Source organism: Chryseobacterium carnipullorum, from assembly GCF_900142785.1.
GTDB classification, from domain to species: domain Bacteria; phylum Bacteroidota; class Bacteroidia; order Flavobacteriales; family Weeksellaceae; genus Chryseobacterium; species Chryseobacterium carnipullorum.
Window position 1 is genome coordinate 43,928 of sequence record NZ_FRCD01000017.1, and the last position, 20,547, is coordinate 64,474.

Sequence of the window (20,547 nt, forward strand, 5' to 3'; positions counted from 1 at the left end):
AAATCCGCCTTTTTATCCTTTATTTTTTTTGCCTTGTTTCATCGATTACCGATACTCCTGAATTTACTATCTTTGCACCATAAAATTTTAAAGAAAAGTATAGATGAATTCCTTTATAGAAGAACTAAAATGGCGTGGTCTTTTTGCCGATATGATGCCAGGAACCGATGAACAGCTGAATAAAGAGGTAACTACTGCATATATTGGTTTCGACCCGACTGCTGATTCTTTGCATATCGGAAGTCTTATCCAGATCAAAATTTTAGCCCATTTCCAACAGCACGGACATAAGCCGGTTGCTTTGGTGGGAGGTGCTACAGGGATGATCGGAGATCCTTCAGGAAAATCTGCAGAAAGAAACCTGCTGGATGAAGCGACTCTTCTTCACTATGTAGACTGTTTAAAAAACCAGCTGTCAAAATTTTTGGATTTTGAGGGTGATGGTCCTAATAAAGCAGAATTGGTGAACAATTACGACTGGATGAAGAATATTTCTTTCCTTGATTTTGCTAAAAATGTAGGGAAAAACATCACGGTTAATTATATGATGGCGAAGGACTCTGTTAAGAAGAGATTTTCGGGAGATGGCGGAGCAGACGGAATGAGTTTTACGGAATTCACGTACCAGCTTATTCAGGGATATGATTTCCTTCATTTGTATCAAAATAATAATGTAAAGCTTCAGATGGGAGGTTCTGACCAGTGGGGAAATATCACTACCGGTACTGAACTGATCCGCAGAAAGGCTCAGGGAGAAGCGTTTGCATTAACGGTTCCTCTGATCACTAAAGCTGACGGTTCCAAATTCGGAAAGTCTGAAAGCGGAGAGAATTACTGGCTGGACAAAAAGAAGACATCGCCGTACAAATTCTACCAGTTCTGGCTGAATGCTACGGATGAAGATGCAGAAAGATTCATTAAATTCTACACTTTCATAGCAAAAGAAGAAATTGAAGCCTTAGTTGAAGAGCACAAAACCGCTCCTCACGAAAGAAAACTTCAGAAGAGACTGGCTGAGGAGGTAACGGTTTGGGTACATGGCAGAGAAGAATATGAAAAAGCTCTGAAGGCTTCGGAAATTCTTTTCGGACGTTCTACTGCTGAAGATCTGGTCAGTCTGGATGAAGAAACTTTCCTTGAAGTTTTTGACGGTGTTCCACAAAAAGAAGTGGCGAAAACTGATGTTTTGGGCATTAACATTGTTGATCTTCTTTCTGAAAAATCAGGATTTTTAAAATCTAAAAGTGAAGCTCAGAGAGAGATCAAAGGAAATGCTATTTCTGTAAATAAAGAGAAAGTAAATGACACGTATACTGCCAATGAAAGTGACCTTATTGATGGTAAATTTCTACTGCTTCAAAAAGGTAAGAAAAGCTATTTCATTGTAAAGGTTATTTAATTTCAATACCTTATAAAAATAAAAGAACCGGCGCTGAGATTGATCTCAGCGCCGGTTTTTATTCATGAAAGTTATTTAGTTTTAAAATACATAACTGGCAGAAGCCGATAAATACTGTCCGCTGGAAGATCCTTCTTTTTTCAATTCGCCATCTACCCATATCTGAACCTTCAATGTAGAAGAGGCATTTGCCCCGATTGCATTGACCGCAACATTCGCATTATATGCTCCTGGTTCTGACGTTACCTCCGTGCTGGTCCATGTTGTTCCGCTAAGGCTTGAAGCCGTGGTTGGATTACCATCAATTCCATATACCGCTACATCGATATTACTTCCTGAGGACGCTATAGCTTTGAAAACAACTTTATGACTTTTCTTTGCCGGGCTGTTGTCATCGTCATCATCATTACTACAAGAGGTCACCAATCCAAAAAACAGGGTTGTCAGCAATACTGCCAATGTTCCTCTAAGCAGCTGGTTCAATTTCATTCTTTTCATAATCTTTTTGTTTAAAATGTAAGTTATTTATTTAATATTCTATGATCAACGATTTGGTACCTGCAAAGCTATCAGAGTGATCTAACTTTATCAATCCTGAAAAATGTGTATTTTTTTCTACCTAAAATCAGGTATTTTATTTACTGAAATTTTTAATTAAATTGAGCATCCAAATCCATTTACAGAACTGATACCCAATGAAGAGATTACTGATTCTACTAAGCATATTATTATCTTTTGCTTTACAGTCCCAGCAAGTTTTCCCTCTTAATGAGAAATTATATTTAGACAGCTTACAGAATGTCACAAAAAGTACAGCTGCCCATACTTCAAAAGCAACAGCATCTTTTCTTTTATCAAATTATTACAGAAACAGTGATTCTCTTTTAAGCAAAAAATACCTGGAACATGGAAAAACGTTCATTACCCATGATGCTTTTCTTACCGGAAAATATGATTACTACGAAGGTCAATACCATCTGGACCGAAATAAAGAAAAAGCCGCTCATGCTTATCAACAGGCCATTAAGGTATTATCAAAATTAAAAACAAGGGAATCTGACTTCTATCAATCTTTGGCCTGGTATGGCTATGGAGTTACCCAAAAAGATAAGGAGGGCTACCCTTTTTTGGTGAAAACCGTGGTAGAAAAGTGTATTCCATTGATAAAAAAATATGGAAACAGCAAAAACTTAGGATTTGCCTATACTCAACTGGCGATCATCCTTACTTATAATGCACAGTTTGAAAAGGCTGGAAACTACAACAAACAGGCTATAAAAATTCTTGAAAAAGATTATCCTGATTCTGCTGAATTATTTTATACCTACCTCAACTCTGCCAGCAATTTCTGTTATCAGGCGAAAGGAAATGAAGCCAAAAAGTTTCTGGATAAAGCTGAAAAATTGATTATGCCTTATCCAGAGTCTTCAGCCAACTCGTTTTTTTATTATGGTAAAACGCTTTACTTAATTACGAAACAGCAAAATTCAGAGGCATTACCCATTATTGAAAAAGGGCTCTATTATACCAAAAAATTCAATCAGAATCTCCAGGCACAAATGTTCTATTTCAACAAATATGATATTTTAAAGAAATTGAAAAGATACAGTGAAGCCAAAAATGTACTGGAAAATATTTTAGCAGAGAAATCTCTTGCCATCGATCTTAACAACAGAAAAACCATCTATAAGCAACTTTCTGCATTGAATGAAGAAATGGGAAATGTCCGGGAAGCTTTGGTATGGGAACAAAAGTATTCGAAACTCAATGATAGCCTGAGCAGTGCGAATGTAAGGCTTGAGATCAATAAAATTGAGGCAAAATTCAATGCCGCTGAAAAAGAAAAGAAAATAGCCATCTTAGATGCTGAACGGAACCAGAAAAATCTGGAAGTAAATAAGAAAAATTCGTATCTGTGGGGACTTAGTCTTATATTATTATTAGTTTTAAGCCTTTTGATTTTCCTTTTTATCTTATTTAGAAAAAATAAAAAAATATCCGAACAAAGAATCAACGACATTAAACAAAAGGAGGAGCTCTCCCTAACAAGAGCTATTCTTGATGGTGAAGAAAGAGAAAGGGAACGTATTGCCAGAGACCTGCACGATGGTTTAGGCGGAATGCTTGCCGGAGTTAAAATTAATTTCTCTACATGGTCTTCCCATCATTTACCGGCTGAAAAAGATAAAGAGTTTTATAAGATCCTGGGACAGCTAGACCATTCTGTAAGTGAACTTCGTCATATCGCAAGAAACTTAATGCCCGAATCACTTTTGAATTTTGGTTTGGAAACGGCTTTAAATGATCTTTGTGAATTTTATGTGAGAAAAGATCTGGACATTGACTTTCAGGCTATTGATATTGAAAAAAAAATACCTTTACCTATTCAGCTTAATATCTATAGAATCGTTCAGGAATTACTGGCGAATGCCCTGAAACATGCCGAAGCTACCAGTATTTTGCTCCAATGCTCCCAATCTGATGACCGTTTTATGATTACCATTGAAGACAACGGAAAGGGATTTGATACAGGGATTGAACATACTAAAAGTATGGGACTGCGTAATTTAAAAAACAGGGTCAATTACCTGAAAGGAAAAATGGAGGTCAGCTCTGACCCGCAGGGTACAACTATTAATATTGAACTTAAGATTGATGGAGAATAAAAAAATAAATATTGCCATTGTAGACGATCACCCTATTGTCATAGAAGGGCTAAAAATGATGTTAAGCACTCAGCTCGGTTTCACCGTTTCCGCAAGTTTCACCACAGGTTCAGAGATCATTGGATTTATCAGGAATCATACAGTAGATATCATTCTTCTGGATATTACCCTTCCTGATGCCAATGGTACAGAACTTTGCAGAGAAATTAAAAAAATATCACCCGCAACTTCGGTGATCATGTTCAGTAACCGTTCTGAAAGAAGTATTATCATGCAGTCTATACAAAACGGTGCGAGCGGTTATATTCTTAAGAACACATCGATAGATGAACTGGTGGTATGCATTCAGGGAGCCTATTCCGGAGATATTGTCTTCTGCAATGAGACCAGACAAATGATCAGCAAGCCTACTCAAAATGATCTGCCGATACCCAGGCTGACAAAGAGAGAAAAGCAGATCCTGCAAATGGTAGCAGAAGGAAAAACCAGCATGATCATTGCAGATGAACTTTTTTTAAGTCCGCTTACTGTAGATACCCACCGTAAAAATCTGCTGCAGAAATTTCAGGCGAAAAATTCTACTGAGCTTATTCACCGGGCCATCCAGCAGAATATGATTGAAAACGGTATATAAAAAAAACCGCTCTGAAAGCGGTTTTATATATATTAAGTAAATGATACTTATAATTCTAAGAAGCTGTAATCAATAGAAGCTACTAAAGGACCTGCTCCAACCATTTTTTTGGTTCTTACGATTTCCCCGTCTATATAAAGATTAACCACCAGTTCTGAATCTGCACTAGGAAGATCTGCCTTAGCATCAAGGTTTAACTGTGCCTGGCTGGAATTTACGAAAAATTCACCGCTTGCCCAGGTAGTTCCTACAGGATCGAAAATATCAGTTTTAACGGTTCCTACTTGTGTTACAATAGCTCTGATAACACCTCCGGTAGTTGTTTTTACTTCAAACTGAACAACATGATCTGCAAACTCTTCTTCATCATTATCCTTTTTACAAGAATTCAACACGGTCATTACAGAAAATAATAGAACGAATAAAAAAGAAAGTCTAAGTAAACTTTTTGATTTGTAAAATTGCTTCATTTCTCCAAATAGATTTTTAATGTTTCAAATATAAGTTTTTTATTAATATAAAAATAACTTTTATGAAAAATTTCCAACAATGTTTTGTAAATAATATCAAATCAGCAAAAAGCACAATTGCAGGATCAGCCCCTTTTGAAGCTAACAAACCACTAATGATGAAATATTAAAATACAGCATCATGTTTTGAATTTTACAATGTGATTTATTAATTATATTTGCTGTATGAATTTAGATTATATAGTAAGAGAACCGGAACATATCACTCCTAATACTACTGTACTTTTTATGCTTCATGGGTACGGCAGTAATGAACAGGATCTTTTCAGCTTCAGGGAGACTCTTCCCGCTGACTGGCTTATTGTAAGTTTCAGAGCACCAAGAGATACTCAGTTTGAAGGGTATTCCTGGTTTGACATAGATTTTAATAATCCTGAAAACTTCATAGATGTTGCTCAGGCTAAGGAATCGTTGGATGGCGTGTTGGAAAATATATTGAAAGTTGTGAATCATTATGGGCTTACCGAAGGAAAAGTGCATTTATGTGGTTTCAGTCAGGGTGGAATATTGTGTTATGCTTTGGCATTAAAACATCCTGATATGTTTAGTTATGTGGCTTGTCTGAGCAGTTATCCGGAGGAAAAATTGCTGGACGGTATTGTAAAGGATAAAAAGAAACTGGAACGTCTTCGCTTTTTTGTATCCCACGGAACAGATGATGCGGTGATCCCTATGGAATGGGGCAGAAAAGCGGCAGATCTTCTGTATGACCTGAGCTGCTATTTTACATTCAGAGAATATATGAGTGGACACGGCGTAAATCAGAAAAACTATATGGACCTGATGGATTTCTTTTCGAAATAAGACCAGCATCTATTTTAAATAAAATTCAAACTTACTGCTGTTTCATTGCAGTTGATATAAACATTCCTGTTTTTGGAATGTTTTTTTATTTACAGTAAGAATTATTTCACTAAATTCAGTAAATGAAACTTAAGCTTTTTTTACTGACCATATTCTTTAGCATTTTTATTGATGCTCAGAACAATTTTGAGTTGGTTAATGTAAAAAAAGCGGTTATTCCTTTTAAGCTTATTAATAACCTCATTTTCATACCAATTAATGTTAACGGTGCAGACCTTACTTTTATGTTGGATACGGGGGTGGCAGAAACCATTCTTTTCAGTCTTGACAATAAAGAAATCAAGTTTGAAAATGTTGAGAAAATAAAATTTTCGGGATTAGGAGGAAACGTAAGCATAGACGGTTTTAAATCTGACCGTAACCTTGCGAAAATAGGTAACAAGATTATTAATTCTTCCATGCTTTTGTTCATTATCACCGATGAAGAATTTAATATTTCCTCTCATATAGGAATTCCAGTGAATGGAGTGATCGGGTACCATTTTTTCAAAAACCATCCTATTTCAATAGATTATACGGCAAAAAAAATAACCGTTTATGAAAATGGTGATATACTTAAAAAGAAGATCAGAAAGTATACGGAATTCCCCCTAAGCATAGAGAAAGATAAACCCTATCTTTATGCAGATATTGAGATGACCAATGACAAAAAAAGTTCAAAACTGTTGATTGATCTTGGAAACAGTGATGCCATCTGGCTCTTCCCTGCCCTCATCAAAGATTTTGTGTACAACAGACCTAATATTGAAGATTATCTGGGGCGGGGATTCAATGGAGACATTTATGGTAAAAGAAGCAGAATCCATAATTTTTATCTGCAGGACTTTAAATTTGAAAAACCGCTCACAGCAATGCCTGATGAATATTCTATCCAACACGTGAATCTGGTCGCGGACAGAAAGGGATCTTTAGGTGGAGAAATCATGCGCAGATTTTCAGTAATTTTTGATTATACGGGCGGAAAATTGTATCTTAAAAAAAACAAGAATTTTGACGATCCTTTTCATTTTAATATGAGTGGATTAGATTTTAAACAGGATGGACTGGAATGGCAGGAAGACCGTGTAAAAATTGAACCGAAAAAATTATCGGAAGCTGGTACAGAAATTTCGGTAACCAATAAATTCCAGTATAAATTCACCTTAAAACCTATTTTTTCTGTTGCCGGCGTCAGAAAGGACTCCCCAGCATTTAAAGCAGGAGTGAAGAAAGATGACCGTGTATTAACTATTAACGGAAGCAAGACTGCAGATATGACGATGGAAAAAATCATGGACCTGATGAAATCTGAAGAAGGAAAAAACATCACCATGGTGATTCAGAGAAAGAATAAAGAAATGACCTTTAATTTTGTATTGGAAGATCCTATACCCTATCAAGAATAAATATGGAAACTAAAGAAAGCACAATAGATAAAATTAGAACTCGCCCGAGATTCAAAATGTTTACCCATCTTACCAAAGATGAATATGCAGAGCAATTAAAAAAATACCTTGCGGAACATAAGGATGAGTTTTCGGGAAACATCAACAAGGAAGTAGCTACCATCTGGGTAGAAACAAAATATGATAATTACTGGAAACCCCGTCTTTCTTTAAGAATAGAGGTTGAGGAGGATGATATTGCCATACGGGGAATATTTGGTCCCAGCTCTGCAGTATGGACGTTCTTTATGTTCCTGTATTTTTCATTTTCTATTCTCTGGATGACATTTTTCACGATGTTCTACGTGGAAAAACAGATAAAAAGCGCTGAGTTCCCGTGGGCCCTGAGCGCTTCATTTGTTATGTTGTTTTTCATTCTTCTTACTTATGTAGCTGCCCGGTTCGGACAATATAAGGGCAAAGAAGAAATGCTTAAGCTAAGAAGATTTGCTGAAGAATCTACTTCACAGTTTGAGAAGAAAATCAATTAGCAGGAATTTCTGCAGGTTTTTCACTCTGGGCCGGCATTGCCATAGCTTTGGCGGCTTTGATAGAATCTGATACTTTTTCTCTGTTGTCCTGTTCTTTGATCATTTTGTCAACACTAGGTTCCAGGAGTTGGGTCATTTCTTCCACTGAAATATTATTTGCATTGGGATCATCCAAAAGCTTTTTCCATGGTTTTCGTCCCCCCCATTTATAATCTCCGAAGACCATTACCGCTGTTCCTTTAGCTTTGGTGGTTGCCCCTCCCGGATTTAGAATCCAAGTGTCTGCGTAGGAGTATAACCATTGGGCATCTTTCATCAGCAGACGTAAACATGAGTGTGATGCAGGATAACCCGGCAGATCATACTGGTGCCATCCGATACCACCGATATTGTGAATATTGAAATTATAGGGAAGTTTCCACTCGCTGCTAACCGTTGAGATTGACAGTTTCTTTTTCCAGTTGGCAAAAGTAAGGCCTCTTGTGGTCTGGGCCGCTTTTTTCCCCATACTTGTAGGCCCCCATTTGACAAGGCTTCCGTTAGAATACACTCCATAAGCCTGAATTGGGTAGGAGAAGATCACAAACTTTTTTACTCCGCTCAGAATATCCAACTGCATCGGGAAAGGTGAGTAAGACATCAGCGTCGTATCTATTTTGGCAGGAACCACTAAGGTATCAGCGTTAAATCTATTTTTAGAATCAAGTCTGTTCAGGGCCAAGATAGCATAACGCTCTTTCTCACTGTATTTTTTGCTGAATTCTGCATAAACAGAGTCTCTGAGCTTCTTGTCCTTGGGAAGTACAAATGCGTTATAAAAACCGTTTTCCTGCATTGCAGGAGGTACAGATTCTTTTTGGATGACTGAATCTTTTTTAATAGAGTCTTTTTCGACAACTGGTGTTTCGGACGAAGACATGGTATCTTTAAAAGTATCGCTTACTTTTTCAATTTCTTTTTTACATGAGACCATGAACGTGGCACAGATACATGCGTATAAAAATGATTTCTTCACAGATATGTTTTTCATAAATAAAACAGGTCATTTAGTTTGATTACCCATTGCAAATATCAGACCTAATTTTGAATCATAAAAGACATTATAAAAAATACCGTAAAAAAACGGTACCGAAGAGTATTGTGTTACAGCAACTTATTAGTTTTAGCATAAGAAAGCGCCTCAGCAATGTTATTAACTCCAATTTTATCAAAGAGTTTTTTTCTGTGAAATTTTACAGTATCAGCAGAGATAAACAGTTTTTCTGCAATTTCATTAATCGTTAGCCCGCTGGCATATAATCTCAGAATTTCATATTCTCTCTGAGAAAGCTTTATTTTTTCATCTTTCCCCCATCTTTTCGCTACAGGATCATATTTCCAAAGTTCATCCGAACCCTCTCTACTCACCACAACATTACCAGAAGATGTACTGTTTGAAAGGGAAACAATACATAAAGCTTTCCAGATCTGCCCTTCCTCAGTAAGAAACATCGGGGTGAGTTTATGATTCACCAGAACCATATTCTTTTTGTTGTTGATGAGATAAAAATCGTAAGAAATAGAATACAGTTTTCTCTCCTCCACCGGAATATTTTCATAAAACTCAAATCCAGCCTCATTGATCCTGATCAGCAATTCCACATCTTCAGTTTTTACATTCTGAAAATAAAAAGCATAGCCCAATTCTTTGACCTCTTCCGAAGATTTACCACACAAGAACAGCGGATTTTCAGATACATATTCAAAAGCTCTGGTCTGATAATCGATGACATACAGGCTCTGATAAGTGAGTCTGGAAAATGCCTTTACGGCCTGCAAATAATCTCCGACCTGGCTTTGATCAATTGCTGCATCGCTTTGTACATTATTTTTATTATTAAAAAATTTATTGATTTCTTCCATACCTTTGTTAATCAACCGGTCAATCACTACCCAAAAGTGTAGTTTTTATCCTATTTAAGCAAATCTACACAAAAGTGTAGCGGTTATCAAAATGACGTAATATAATTTTACCAAAAATAAAGTCGGTTCTGTACCAAAACAAATCAATAGTCCGAAAAATGAAAAATATCTATTTTTGCTCACTATTTATCTTCTTAGCAGTTTTTGTTATTATTCTATCTTCTTTTCAGATTACCCGTGGCAGACATCTTTACCGCAATGGATGGAAAATTCCTGCCTACAAAAATCTAAACATTAAAAATTCGTCAAAGGAGAATCTCGAAGTGGTTTTATACAATTCTTCGCAGAAAGACCCACTTCAATATGTCATCAATAACCGTGAAATAAAGGAGCTGCCAAAAAACGATTCGGTCAAAGTTAAGGTAGATTTCAAACATCAAGTTTTTATCGTAAATAACTCCGCCCATGAGGGTCAGTTCAGACTGAAAATATTCAATAACAGCGGCCGGATTAAAGCAGCCCTTAGAGATCAGCTTTCTCAATAACGAAATTAATTTCTGTAGTAAAAAAACCGCAAACTGTGTGAAATATCATATCAGCTGATCTTTGTCTATTACTGTCTTTTTGGGCAGTAATTTTTTTTACGGATATTGATTGGGAATGTTGTTTTTTGGAGTATGCTTCCGACTTGGAAGCGTTTCACGGTTTGAGATTTTTCAGATGTTGAATGCGGAGGGAGTTAAGGTTCTTAATTTTTCTTTGCAGTATTTCCCTTTATCTAAGCCTTAAACTATATGGATTCTGTTATCCAGAATCTTTAATCCTTTTCTCCAAAGATCACTACTCATTTACTCAATCTCCTCGGACAAATCCCTTTTACCAATCCATTGTAACATTCCATTTTTGTCAAAACGGTATGAGTCCTGATGCCATGAAGCACCACCACGGCAACCAGTCTGTAATAATTTCTTTTCTTTATTTGCATCAACATCGCAAAGACACGAACAGTCTGAACGTGAGTAATCCGGTTCCTTTAATTTCTCGAACCGTTTCTTTTTCGGATTGTACAGATAAATCGTAAACCTGTGGTATACACCCATTCCTGCATCGGGAATCGTGAAGGCGAGATCATCATAGCCATCGAAGTTATAATCCTCAATGATACTTTGTTGGGCTGCCTCAGGATTGTCCGGAAAAGGAAGCTCGGCAGTCATCTTTTTTCCATCCGGATATTCGATCAGCAAATTACTATTATAAAAATGATTAAATGAGATTAATGCACCATGCAAAAGGTATTGATCATTACCATCCTCTTTTTCATTATGAATTTCTGCAAGATCAAGTAAGAAATGTCTTCGATCTTGTTCCCTGATGTAAGATGCATCAGCAATCAGATGATTCATTTGCAGCAATTGATATGTTCAGTGTACTTTTCCATTCACCATCTCTTCCCATACAAAATAATGACGGTCCGGCTGGTTATTCCTTGCCTGAAGGGTATCTAATACATAACTTTTAACCCGCAGTGGAATAATGCCTTTCTTTCCTTCATACTGCACAAAAGCTCCTTTACCAGCATTTCCGTAATATAGCTTTAACCTGAATTCTTTATCTGCGTCGACAGATTTTAAGGTGAGTGGCTGAGCTTTAAGGACAAAGGTATACAGCATAATTGCGAGGAACAAAAACAATTTTTTCATTTTTTTATCGGTTGTATGGTGTTGTTAATGATGACTTAAACAAAAAATTAAATCGGGAGTAATAAAATCCCCACAGAAGAAACCACGGAAGATTGGAGATCAAAAAATAGATCACTCCTTCCCCATCGATTTTTCCCTCAGAAATGGCTATAAAAAAATATCCCGCCGTAAGTATGGGAAGTAAAAACCAGCACAGCCCTCTTTTTATCTTTCCATGAAAAACTTTTAAAAGAGAAAAAAGACTGCTGAAGGAAACAATACCCAAAGACAAAATCCACATGATCAGAAGGCTATACGCAAGGCCGCTCATATCACAGGTTCTGGTTTGTTTATTCGGAACTTCCGTAATCATCATGTAAACCATCAGAATCACTGTAGAAATAATGGTAGCAATAAACCAGGTTTTAAGGATGGAAAGCAGAATAAATTTTCTTCTTGACATTGTTGGTGTTTATAGTTTTCAATAATATTATAACAATAAATCGTTTGGTTCGATGCTTCTTCTGAACAAAAATAACTATAAATAGGGTACTATCATATCTCTTTTCCTGGCAAACACTCGTTTGAAAAAGAACGAACTTTTATTTGCCGATAACTCAAACTCAATCAACATAGATACCTGAGCAGTGTACGGATATGGATTAACAGATCTAAAAGTTTCAACCGGCTCATCCATCATTGAAATCATCAATATACCAACAAATGTACGGGATACAATGGAAACTTTTGTCTAGATTTGTCGTGAATGGTAAATTGCAAAATTCATGAAAAAAATAGGATTGGTAGGCGGAATAAGCTGGGTATCTACATTAGATTACTATAAGTTCATCAATGAAGGAGTTAATGCAAGACTGGGAGGACTGAATGCCGCCGAATGCATGATCTACTCTCTGAATTTTGGAGATATCCAGGCTAAAAGCTGGGTCCATTCCTTTGATTTATTACTGAATGCCTGCAAGCATCTTAAAAACAGCGGAGCCGATAGCATTGTTCTGTGTGCGAATACCGCTCACCTCTTTGCTGATGAGCTTCAGAATACCCTAAAACTGCCGATTATCCATCTAGGAACAGAAACCGCAAGGGCTATACAAAAAGCAGGTTTTAAAAAGGCTGGATTAATCGGAACAAAGTTTACCATGGAAATGGAATTTTACAAAAATAAACTTGAAGAATATGGACTTGAAGTTCTCGTTCCGGAAAATCAGGAAACAAGAGATTATATTCAGCAGACTGTAAAAGATGAACTGGGAGTGGGCCTCATTAATCCGGAAACAAAAGCCAGTTACATTTCGATTGTAGAAGACCTTGTCAACAGCGGAGCAGAATGTATTATTTTGGGTTGTACGGAGATTCCTTTACTAATCAGTCAGGATGATATTTCTGTTCCTGTTTTTGATACGACAAAAATACATTGTGAAGCTATTGTAGAGTATATTGTTTCGTAGAAATTGTTCTCGTCGGAATAACTAAAAAATAGGGCGAAGAAACTTTCCTCTTTGTATCCTGATTATATTTATTGTTAGAATCTGGCTTTGCGCTAAAAACAGATGATTCTATCTCTAACTTTTTGCACCAATCTTATTACAATATAAATAAAGGCTTAATTTGTTTTTAAATGCAATGACACAAATAAAAAACCCCTTCAAACAATTGAAGGGGTTGAAAAGATCTTGCGATCCGGACGGGACTCGAACCCGCGACCTCCGCCGTGACAGGGCGGCATTCTAACCAGCTGAACTACCGGATCAATTTTTTTAAAGTAAATTGATGAAAACTTCTGCGATCCGGACGGGACTCGAACCCGCGACCTCCGCCGTGACAGGGCGGCATTCTAACCAGCTGAACTACCGGATCAATTTTTTTTAAAAGAAATTGAATAAAAACTTCTGCGATCCGGACGGGACTTGTTCTTATTTGAAAAACTCCCTATCCATAAGCTTTATATCGTTCTCTTATTTTTAGGTCACCGAATAGGTCACTTTTTTAAACAAGATTAAGATTGTTTGTTTTTACTGGTGCAAATATAGGTCTTTTTTTATTTTTCGCAAATTATTTTACTAAATCTCATAAAAAATCATTGTAAATACCAGAGTCTCAAACATAAAATTCTTAAATATTTTTACTCTTCAATTAAAATATATTGATTCTGAAATTCATTCATAATTATTTAGGCTGTTATATATTTAAATGTACCGATAAAAAAAAACGAGTAATATTTTATTTTCAAGAAATTCAAGTATATAGGTGCCATATTTTACTTTAATTTTGCTATATATAATAAGAAATATTTTATAAAATATTGTGCTCATCAATGAAATTCGACAAACATTTTCCAACAGCTCAACTAAAACCGTACATCAAGTATTTTGTAGTGTCAGAGAATGAATTGGAAAATGAGTACAAAGTGTTTCCGTCTTCGGGATTGGTGATCGGTTTTCAATATAAAGGAAAACTTTCTGTTGTAACAAATAATAGGGAAAACAGACTGACAACGGCAGGAATTACAGGTATTTCTGATGGTTACAAAATATTCAAAAACTCGGCTCACATAGGAACTATTTTGGTGTATTTCACTGAAATCGGTTTTACACATTTTGCATCACATCCTGCCAATGAGCTTTTTAATTTAAGCCTTTCGCTGGACGATATTTTTAATAAAAACAGTGTTGCAGAAGTGGAGGAGAAATTGACTATGGCCATTTCCGACAAACAAAGAATCAAAATAGTTGAGCAATTTTTGCTATCTCAACTTAAAGATATTGAAACCGATAAATTAATTGTGGATGCGGTAAAACTTATCTATCAAACCAATGGAACTATCCGTATAAAAGAGCTGAACGAAAAGTTATTCATCAGCCAAAGTCCGTTTGAAAAGCGTTTTAGAAAAGTGGTGGGGACAACTGCCAAAAAATTTGCTTCTATTGTTCGTTTCAATTCCGTGCTTGACAATCTGAACGAAACAAAATCGCTGACTGAGATTTGCTACGAAAATAATTTCTTCGACCAAGCGCATTTCATCAAAGACTTTAAACAATTTACTGGCGATACTCCCGAAAACTTTAAACGATTCTTGTAAAAAAAACGATTTTTTACAATTGCACCTATTGTAGGTATCGCAACTTTGCAGTGTAATCATCAAGCAGAGTAATGAAGAAAACAGCTTTAAAATCAACAGTTTTTTTCATAGGTTTCAGCATTATGGTTGCGTGTAATTCAACAAATCGTTTAACAATTAAAAACAAAGAAAAAATGTTTACAGTAGAACAATTAAGAACAGCTCACAGCAAAGTAAAATCGGGTGCAGATTTTCCTGCCTACATTAGAGAAATTAAAGCAATGGGTGTAACTCATTATGAAACTTATGTTAGTGATGGGCATATTAATTATTACGGCACCGATAATTATGTTGCAAAAGTCCCCGCGAAATATGAAACAATAATCATCGCTGAAAATGCAGATATGGAAATGTTTAAAGCTGAATTGAAGGCTCATCAGCAAGGTAAAACAGATTTTTTAACATTTATAAAAATGTGTGCAGAAACAGGAATTGAAAAGTGGGAAATCTGTATGTATAAAATGACTTGTACATATTTTGACAAAGCAGGAAACGAAATTTTGTTAGAGGAAATTCCGCAATAAGATTTGAAAAAGAACGTTAGTCCCAAAATGAGCTAGGCCACTATACTATATATTTGGATGTAGCGAATCAAAAAATAAATCTTGTATATTCAAGTATATAGTTGCCGAAAATATTTTTACTAATCTCAGAAGTGTGTATGATTTCTTTTATCACTTTATTAAAATTGCCTTGACGAAAAGCAGCTTAAACAATATCCGGGAACAGATTCGATAAATACCTTAGTAAGCTATGCTAAAAAACCAAATAATGCCAACAAATTACCGTCTGAAATAATAAGGTATTTGGAATATATTCAATCAGATTTAGACAATATTAAAAAAATCCGGGACAGTATTATTCACAAAGGAAAAGATATAATGCTGACTAGAGATTCCGGAATACTCTATATGAGCATGAATATCAAAGACTTATTTTCCAAAGACAACCTGTCGCCCAACATTTTAGAAGAAGAAAATCTTAACTATGATGTTGAAAAATACCTTAGTAAAATAATAAAAACGACATTTAGGAATATTGAGATATTAGGCGATGTTATTTACTCCGAATTACATCAAAATGAAAATTATAAATGGGGACTCTATGCCATCAGTAATTATTGCATAGATGAATTTAATGAATTTCTAATTTTGAAACTGAACGAAAGTTTTTCAAATCGATTTTTAAGGGAAAATTTAAATCGTCTGTTTTTTTTCTTTCTAAATGATTAAATAAAATATTAAGTTCGGTAGACTTGCTTATTCCTGGATTTCCAAGTAAAACAATTCTATTATTTTGGCCTAAAATATCATATAAAGTATTTTTACTTTGCTCATCAATCAACTGAATTTCTGAATTATTCTTTTGAGTTTTTATATATCGTTGTTCGTAGTACATTGTATTTATTATTCGGGTAATAAATTTACTCTATATTAATAAAGTATTCTAAATTTTCTAGAATAGCCTTCTGTTAAAATTTAGCGGTCATTTGAAAGCTAAGAACTGTATTCATTATAAATATGTCTTTTTTTTTTAGAATCACATAATAGTTTCTGAAATAACCACACTATTTATTACTTTCATAAAAATATTTAAAATCAATTAAGAATTGGAGAACTTTCCACCCAAATTTATGCTAAACATCTGTAGATACAAAAGTCTTCATATTTAAGATTATTTAGCTAATGTTAAGTGTATTTATTGCATTGCATAATACTTTTTCAAATGAGTTAATATTGGCTTTTAATTGAATTCACATCACTATTTTTAATATCTTTGGATAATAAAAAACTATTATGATTCTGATTGATTGTCAAAATCTACCTAACTGAACGTTTTACTAATACTCATAATTGATGGCTCATAAATTCGTTAAGGAAGACATTTCTGTGACTGAGAAGTTTATAATGAAATTTTCGGAAATGTATATTAAACAACGATCTGAAACTAAATTTGAATATGGAAAAATTGATGAAAATTTATTATTTCAGAAACATGGTTTTGATAGTACTCAACTTAAAGAAGTCATTAAAAAGAATTCAGTCGCTAAAGATTTAATTAGAGAAGCTGGTAAAATACACAAGCCCGTAATAACTGATATTTATCGAAGCGACCTAGGTGAGCTACTTTTGACCTACTATTTCGAAGATAAGTTACCACCTGAGGAACGTTTTACTATCCCTTATAAAAATATCACTAACAGAGAATTAGCCGCTCAACCAGGTAGAGGGCTTGATGCGGTTGGATACCGTATTAATAAAGATAGAATTAGTCTTATGGTTGGTGAAGGTAAGGTATCAGCCCAGAAGAAAAATCCCCCTTATGTAGTAGATTACAACGATGATTCTATTTTTAATACCCAAACAAAATTTAAGAATAATCGTGATCTCCTGGTTAACAGATTATCAGATTATACTCGAAATCTCACTACCGAGGCGGCAGAAAAAATTGGATTAGTGCTGCTTTTATTAGAGTTTGGCAAAGATGCTGATTTTGATCTTGTTTTTGGGTGTGCCTTGATACGCGATGCATCATGTGTTAAAATCAATGAGGATTATGGTAAATTTTTCACACAACAAACCGATTTCGACCCACATAACATTACATTTTGCGTCTTAAATTTCAACAAAGAGATTACCAAAACAATTGATCTTTTTTATGAAAAAGTACAAGAACTTTGTAAAGCATAAAAATGAAAGACATTTTACAATACGTTTTACATGATGATGAAATTCGATCATATGTACAAGATCGAAAACTTGCCTTTTTAAAAGGTGAGCTTGGCTATTCTATACCTAACAACACACCAGATATTGATCGAAAGATACTTAAAATAGAATATTTATTACTGAATAAAGTCTTAACAGATTATACCGAATCAATAGAAGATTCTCTTTATGATATAGCATATTCACTTTTAAAATCATATGATATAAAAAGTGAATATTTTATCGATCTATTTGAAGAGTTTTTTGGTTTGATTAGTATAGACCCATATAGCTTATATTATTTTTATATCGCCTCACTAGGTCTTAAGGGTGATAATACAATAAGGGTTAGACTTGATCTTAAGGAATATATTGCTAAAGATTATGATGAATTTGAAAATTGGCAGGAGATTGTTTCAAATAAAACTTTTGAAGCCTTTATCTTGCTGGTAAGAAAAGATAATGGCTATGCTGATATTAGACATTCATTGGAACTTATAGCAGATTTAAAAACATCACAAAAAGAATTTGAATCAGAATATTTAAGGCAAATACATGACTATCCCGAAGAAATAGAATCCGCAGAACTTCTTTTGGGGTGGTATCATATATCTAAAACAATCACTGAAACTGCCGATTACCTTACTATGGGATATAGTTATAAAGGTAAATTGGAAAGTGAGATTAGAATTCATTCCGAGGTAGCCAAAAAGTTATTTAGTAATTATCCTAAGCTCCAAAGTATAGTCAATATAATGGAGTACAATTTAATTTTACTCCAGAATAACTCAATTTGGTACTCCACGGATGCTATTCAAATCAAAAAACTTAAAGATTTTTGTATTGCTAAAAGCCAGTCAGAAAAGGCAATAATAGATCTATTGCCATCACAAAGGGATGCAATCAATATGAGTCTGTTAGATATTGCAGCCAGCGTAACTGTTGTTGAAATGCCAACCAGTGCAGGAAAAACACTTTTAGCAGAGTTTAATATAATTGTAACAAAGGCTTTAAATAGTGATTCTAAAATTGTATATGTTGTTCCCACAAGAGCGCTAGTGAATCAGGTTTATTATGATCTAAAATCTGATTTTGAAGGTCTGAATTTCTCAATTGAAAAGACATCTGGGGCTATAGAGGTAGATCCTTCTGAAGAAGCATTACTGCAGGAACGAATCGACATTCTGGTATCTACACCAGAAAAACTTGACCTTTTAATCAGAAGAAATCATCAATCTGTCAGTGATGTAGCACTATTTGTTATTGATGAAGCTCATATGATACAGAATGGTAGCAGAGGCACACGCCTTGAATTACTTTTAGCTATTTTAAAACGTGAAAGACCCAGTTCAAAGTTTATGTTTCTTTCACCTTTTCTAAAAGACTCTGCTTCAACAATTGCGGACTGGATGGGTGGAAATAAGATTAAAACCCCAATTAGGATAAATTGGAAACCAGCTGAAAAGCTTTTAATAGGAATTAAACAAAAAGGTAATTTCAAGAAATTCGAACAAACACTTTTACCTTCCGCCTACTCTCTTCTGTCAGACGAGAATAAATTAGAAGATGTAGAATTGGATTTTGTACTTACGGGTCAACCTAAAGAAAAATACATAGAATTTACTGCAAAAAGATACGGCGCAGCAAACAAGTCTATATTATACCTGTGCCAAGGTTCTGGCATGGTAGATAAAAGAGCAGAGTTCCTTTATAATACATTACCAGAAACCGAGGTTTCGGATTCAATCGAATTAGTAAGAAAATTTATTATCGACGAGGTTGGAAAGGAGACCATTTTAACAAAAGTTTTAAAGAAAAAAATTGCCCTTCATCATGCAGGCTTATCTGATGAAACTAAACTATTAATCGAGCATTTAATACGCGAAAAAGAAATTGAACACATTTTTGCAACAAGCACACTTGCTGAAGGTGTTAACTTTCCAGTTTCTGCAGTTTATTTTGATTCATATCGCAAAGGCGATACAAAACTTTCCACAAGCGATTTCTGGAATATTGCTGGTCGAGCTGGTAGGACATTAGTTGATAATTATGGTAAGTTAATATTTCCGTTTAACTCAAAAGGCAATATTGAAAGTGCAAAATCTTTAATTCAGGAAAGTTCTAAGGGTATTGCCAGTATGCTTTTAGAATTAATGATAAATGCCGATAATATTCTTGAAGCACTCGGAGCAGTCGAGAGTCAAATTTTCAAGCTTGCATACAAATACTCAAATTCACTGGAGCCATTGGTTCAATACTTAATCCATGTTCTAAATCACTCCGGAAATGAAAGTGTTTTGGAAATTAGTGACCTATTTAAAGATAGTCTCGGATATTATCAACTTGAAAGTTCTGACAAGCAAAAATTCATTGATATTTGTAAAATGATTTATCTTGAGTTACAGGAAAAATTTAATCCTGGAACTTTGAGCTTTGCTGACAAAACAGGGTTTTCAGTTCCTTCGGTATTAGAAATAATGAAAGATGAAAATCGTAAAAACCCGGCAATTGCAGCTCCAGAAAGCTGGAATCCAGACAATCTTTTTAATTTCAGAACCGATTATCTTAAAGAAAAAATCAAAGTTATTGCAAAATTAAAAGAAACTGGCTTAGGCACCGACTCACATAGCAACACATTTAATGAAGAGGCAGTAGCCAAAGTACTTATTAGCTGGGTAAAAGGTGATCAGTTATTTGAAGTTTCGTCTCACCACCCTACTTTTGCAAACAATACAGATGAGGCTGATAGAATAAATACCTTTGTAAAATATATTAATAATACAAGATTTAAAGCTTCTTGGGGGTTAGGCGCACTTGAAGGAATTGTAACAAGCAACAGTGATGATCTTAATGATAATTCATATATCCCCTCAATGGTCTATTACGGGGTAGATACTGAACAGGCATTATTAATGCGTATGGCAGGAATCCCACGAAGACTTGCAAAGTCTATATCTAAAATTATTCCTAAAAATGAGACATTAAGCCTAACACAAATTCGCTCCAAAATAAGCAATTTAACAACGGATGAATGGCAGTCGGTTGTGCCGGTTGGTTCTCGTCTCAATGGTGAAGATTGGAAAAGACTGTCTGAAATTTTAGTCAAGTAAAAAT

The 20,547-nt window shown here is 34.9% G+C and carries 20 protein-coding genes and 2 tRNA genes; 12 read left to right on the top strand and 10 right to left on the bottom strand.

All coding sequences use genetic code 11. The features are described from left to right. The first annotated feature begins 103 nt into the window (after window positions 1-103). Window positions 104-1,399: a tyrosine--tRNA ligase gene (gene tyrS / locus BUC06_RS18050; protein WP_073335400.1), complete on the top strand. Its 1,296-nt coding sequence runs from the start codon at window positions 104-106 to the stop codon at window positions 1,397-1,399. Window positions 1,400-1,480: 81 nt separating this feature from the next. Here tyrS and BUC06_RS18055 read toward each other — a convergent pair whose 3' ends face one another. Further along, complete coding sequence (locus BUC06_RS18055) at window positions 1,481-1,897, bottom strand: hypothetical protein (RefSeq protein ID WP_073335401.1); 417 nt, start codon at window positions 1,895-1,897, stop codon at window positions 1,481-1,483. A 197-nt stretch (window positions 1,898-2,094) separates the two neighbouring features. Here BUC06_RS18055 and BUC06_RS18060 point away from each other — a divergent pair, with 197 nt between their 5' ends. Both BUC06_RS18060 and BUC06_RS18065 read left to right on the top strand, forming a co-directional pair. Further along, complete coding sequence (locus tag BUC06_RS18060; protein ID WP_073335402.1) at window positions 2,095-4,065, top strand: tetratricopeptide repeat-containing sensor histidine kinase; 1,971 nt, start codon at window positions 2,095-2,097, stop codon at window positions 4,063-4,065. Then, window positions 4,055-4,699 carry a response regulator gene (locus tag BUC06_RS18065; RefSeq protein WP_073335403.1) on the top strand — a complete coding sequence of 215 codons (645 nt, stop codon included), beginning with the start codon at window positions 4,055-4,057 and terminating at the stop codon, window positions 4,697-4,699. Before BUC06_RS18060 ends, BUC06_RS18065 begins: the two co-directional genes overlap by 11 nt. A gap of 47 nt (window positions 4,700-4,746) precedes the next feature. Here BUC06_RS18065 and BUC06_RS18070 read toward each other — a convergent pair whose 3' ends face one another. Further along, a complete protein-coding gene (locus BUC06_RS18070) occupies window positions 4,747-5,169 on the bottom strand; it encodes a hypothetical protein (protein WP_073335404.1) in 423 nt (140 codons plus the stop codon). 225 nt (window positions 5,170-5,394) lie between these two features. On the opposite strand from BUC06_RS18070, the gene BUC06_RS18075 reads away from it, so the two are divergent. From BUC06_RS18075 to BUC06_RS18085, 3 genes are all read left to right on the top strand, one after another. Beyond that, window positions 5,395-6,033 carry an alpha/beta hydrolase gene (locus tag BUC06_RS18075; RefSeq protein ID WP_073335405.1) on the top strand — a complete coding sequence of 213 codons (639 nt, stop codon included), beginning with the start codon at window positions 5,395-5,397 and terminating at the stop codon, window positions 6,031-6,033. A 122-nt stretch (window positions 6,034-6,155) separates the two neighbouring features. Then, window positions 6,156-7,478, top strand: a complete 1,323-nt coding sequence (locus tag BUC06_RS18080) for a PDZ domain-containing protein (RefSeq protein WP_073335406.1) — start codon at window positions 6,156-6,158, stop codon at window positions 7,476-7,478. A gap of 2 nt (window positions 7,479-7,480) precedes the next feature. Further along, window positions 7,481-8,008, top strand: a complete 528-nt coding sequence (locus tag BUC06_RS18085; protein WP_073335407.1) for a hypothetical protein — start codon at window positions 7,481-7,483, stop codon at window positions 8,006-8,008. Here BUC06_RS18085 and BUC06_RS18090 read toward each other — a convergent pair. Beyond that, a complete protein-coding gene (locus tag BUC06_RS18090; RefSeq protein WP_083564120.1) occupies window positions 8,001-9,038 on the bottom strand; it encodes a L,D-transpeptidase in 1,038 nt (345 codons plus the stop codon). The two genes, BUC06_RS18085 and BUC06_RS18090, sit on opposite strands and share 8 nt — an antisense overlap. Before the next feature lie 113 nt (window positions 9,039-9,151). Then, a complete protein-coding gene (locus BUC06_RS18095; protein WP_073335408.1) occupies window positions 9,152-9,910 on the bottom strand; it encodes a response regulator transcription factor in 759 nt (252 codons plus the stop codon). Window positions 9,911-10,068: 158 nt separating this feature from the next. Here BUC06_RS18095 and BUC06_RS18100 point away from each other — a divergent pair, with 158 nt between their 5' ends. Then, on the top strand, window positions 10,069-10,455 hold the full coding sequence (locus BUC06_RS18100; RefSeq protein WP_073335409.1) for a hypothetical protein: 387 nt from the start codon (window positions 10,069-10,071) through the stop codon (window positions 10,453-10,455). A 303-nt stretch (window positions 10,456-10,758) separates the two neighbouring features. Here BUC06_RS18100 and BUC06_RS18105 read toward each other — a convergent pair whose 3' ends face one another. From BUC06_RS18105 to BUC06_RS18115, 3 genes are read right to left on the bottom strand one after another with little or no spacing between them, the layout of a single operon-like run. Beyond that, on the bottom strand, window positions 10,759-11,313 hold the full coding sequence (locus tag BUC06_RS18105) for an XAC2610-related protein (protein ID WP_073335410.1): 555 nt from the start codon (window positions 11,311-11,313) through the stop codon (window positions 10,759-10,761). A gap of 18 nt (window positions 11,314-11,331) precedes the next feature. Then, on the bottom strand, window positions 11,332-11,610 hold the full coding sequence (locus tag BUC06_RS18110) for a hypothetical protein (protein ID WP_139263392.1): 279 nt from the start codon (window positions 11,608-11,610) through the stop codon (window positions 11,332-11,334). Between the two features lie 4 nt (window positions 11,611-11,614). Further along, the gene (locus BUC06_RS18115; protein WP_073335412.1) at window positions 11,615-12,052 is read right to left on the bottom strand and encodes a hypothetical protein; all 438 of its coding nucleotides are present in this window, start codon (window positions 12,050-12,052) and stop codon (window positions 11,615-11,617) included. Between the two features lie 322 nt (window positions 12,053-12,374). On the opposite strand from BUC06_RS18115, the gene BUC06_RS18120 reads away from it, so the two are divergent. After that, window positions 12,375-13,055 (top strand): aspartate/glutamate racemase family protein, encoded by a 681-nt coding sequence (locus BUC06_RS18120; protein WP_073335413.1) that lies wholly within the window; start codon window positions 12,375-12,377, stop codon window positions 13,053-13,055. 228 nt (window positions 13,056-13,283) lie between these two features. Here BUC06_RS18120 and BUC06_RS18125 read toward each other — a convergent pair. Both BUC06_RS18125 and BUC06_RS18130 read right to left on the bottom strand, forming a co-directional pair. Continuing rightward, window positions 13,284-13,357, bottom strand: a tRNA-Asp gene (locus BUC06_RS18125). Window positions 13,358-13,390: 33 nt separating this feature from the next. Continuing rightward, window positions 13,391-13,464, bottom strand: a tRNA-Asp gene (locus tag BUC06_RS18130). Between the two features lie 457 nt (window positions 13,465-13,921). Between BUC06_RS18130 and BUC06_RS18135 the strand changes: the two genes are divergently transcribed. Continuing rightward, window positions 13,922-14,686, top strand: coding sequence for a helix-turn-helix domain-containing protein (locus tag BUC06_RS18135; RefSeq protein ID WP_068941792.1), 765 nt, complete (start codon window positions 13,922-13,924; stop codon window positions 14,684-14,686). 71 nt (window positions 14,687-14,757) lie between these two features. Beyond that, on the top strand, window positions 14,758-15,249 hold the full coding sequence (locus BUC06_RS18140) for a DUF1398 domain-containing protein (protein ID WP_228423814.1): 492 nt from the start codon (window positions 14,758-14,760) through the stop codon (window positions 15,247-15,249). 610 nt (window positions 15,250-15,859) lie between these two features. On the opposite strand, the gene BUC06_RS23630 is transcribed toward BUC06_RS18140, so the two are convergent. Beyond that, a complete protein-coding gene (locus tag BUC06_RS23630) occupies window positions 15,860-16,123 on the bottom strand; it encodes a hypothetical protein (RefSeq protein WP_139263393.1) in 264 nt (87 codons plus the stop codon). Window positions 16,124-16,581: 458 nt separating this feature from the next. On the opposite strand from BUC06_RS23630, the gene BUC06_RS18150 reads away from it, so the two are divergent. Together BUC06_RS18150 and BUC06_RS18155 are read left to right on the top strand one after the other, a co-directional pair. Then, complete coding sequence (locus BUC06_RS18150; RefSeq protein ID WP_068941786.1) at window positions 16,582-17,415, top strand: Hachiman antiphage defense system protein HamA; 834 nt, start codon at window positions 16,582-16,584, stop codon at window positions 17,413-17,415. Between the two features lie 2 nt (window positions 17,416-17,417). Continuing rightward, window positions 17,418-20,543 (top strand): DEAD/DEAH box helicase, encoded by a 3,126-nt coding sequence (locus tag BUC06_RS18155; protein ID WP_073335415.1) that lies wholly within the window; start codon window positions 17,418-17,420, stop codon window positions 20,541-20,543. Window positions 20,544-20,547 lie beyond the last annotated feature (4 nt).

Coding starts and splice junctions, on each gene's coding strand:
- tyrS (WP_073335400.1), top strand. CDS start 104: ATGAATTCCTTTATAGAAGAACTAAAATGGCGTGGTCTTTTTGCCGAT.
- BUC06_RS18055 (WP_073335401.1), bottom strand. CDS start 1,897: ATGAAAAGAATGAAATTGAACCAGCTGCTTAGAGGAACATTGGCAGTA.
- BUC06_RS18060 (WP_073335402.1), top strand. CDS start 2,095: ATGAAGAGATTACTGATTCTACTAAGCATATTATTATCTTTTGCTTTA.
- BUC06_RS18065 (WP_073335403.1), top strand. CDS start 4,055: ATGGAGAATAAAAAAATAAATATTGCCATTGTAGACGATCACCCTATT.
- BUC06_RS18070 (WP_073335404.1), bottom strand. CDS start 5,169: ATGAAGCAATTTTACAAATCAAAAAGTTTACTTAGACTTTCTTTTTTA.
- BUC06_RS18075 (WP_073335405.1), top strand. CDS start 5,395: ATGAATTTAGATTATATAGTAAGAGAACCGGAACATATCACTCCTAAT.
- BUC06_RS18080 (WP_073335406.1), top strand. CDS start 6,156: ATGAAACTTAAGCTTTTTTTACTGACCATATTCTTTAGCATTTTTATT.
- BUC06_RS18085 (WP_073335407.1), top strand. CDS start 7,481: ATGGAAACTAAAGAAAGCACAATAGATAAAATTAGAACTCGCCCGAGA.
- BUC06_RS18090 (WP_083564120.1), bottom strand. CDS start 9,038: ATGAAAAACATATCTGTGAAGAAATCATTTTTATACGCATGTATCTGT.
- BUC06_RS18095 (WP_073335408.1), bottom strand. CDS start 9,910: ATGGAAGAAATCAATAAATTTTTTAATAATAAAAATAATGTACAAAGC.
- BUC06_RS18100 (WP_073335409.1), top strand. CDS start 10,069: ATGAAAAATATCTATTTTTGCTCACTATTTATCTTCTTAGCAGTTTTT.
- BUC06_RS18105 (WP_073335410.1), bottom strand. CDS start 11,313: ATGAATCATCTGATTGCTGATGCATCTTACATCAGGGAACAAGATCGA.
- BUC06_RS18110 (WP_139263392.1), bottom strand. CDS start 11,610: ATGAAAAAATTGTTTTTGTTCCTCGCAATTATGCTGTATACCTTTGTC.
- BUC06_RS18115 (WP_073335412.1), bottom strand. CDS start 12,052: ATGTCAAGAAGAAAATTTATTCTGCTTTCCATCCTTAAAACCTGGTTT.
- BUC06_RS18120 (WP_073335413.1), top strand. CDS start 12,375: ATGAAAAAAATAGGATTGGTAGGCGGAATAAGCTGGGTATCTACATTA.
- BUC06_RS18135 (WP_068941792.1), top strand. CDS start 13,922: ATGAAATTCGACAAACATTTTCCAACAGCTCAACTAAAACCGTACATC.
- BUC06_RS18140 (WP_228423814.1), top strand. CDS start 14,758: ATGAAGAAAACAGCTTTAAAATCAACAGTTTTTTTCATAGGTTTCAGC.
- BUC06_RS23630 (WP_139263393.1), bottom strand. CDS start 16,123: ATGTACTACGAACAACGATATATAAAAACTCAAAAGAATAATTCAGAA.
- BUC06_RS18150 (WP_068941786.1), top strand. CDS start 16,582: ATGGCTCATAAATTCGTTAAGGAAGACATTTCTGTGACTGAGAAGTTT.
- BUC06_RS18155 (WP_073335415.1), top strand. CDS start 17,418: ATGAAAGACATTTTACAATACGTTTTACATGATGATGAAATTCGATCA.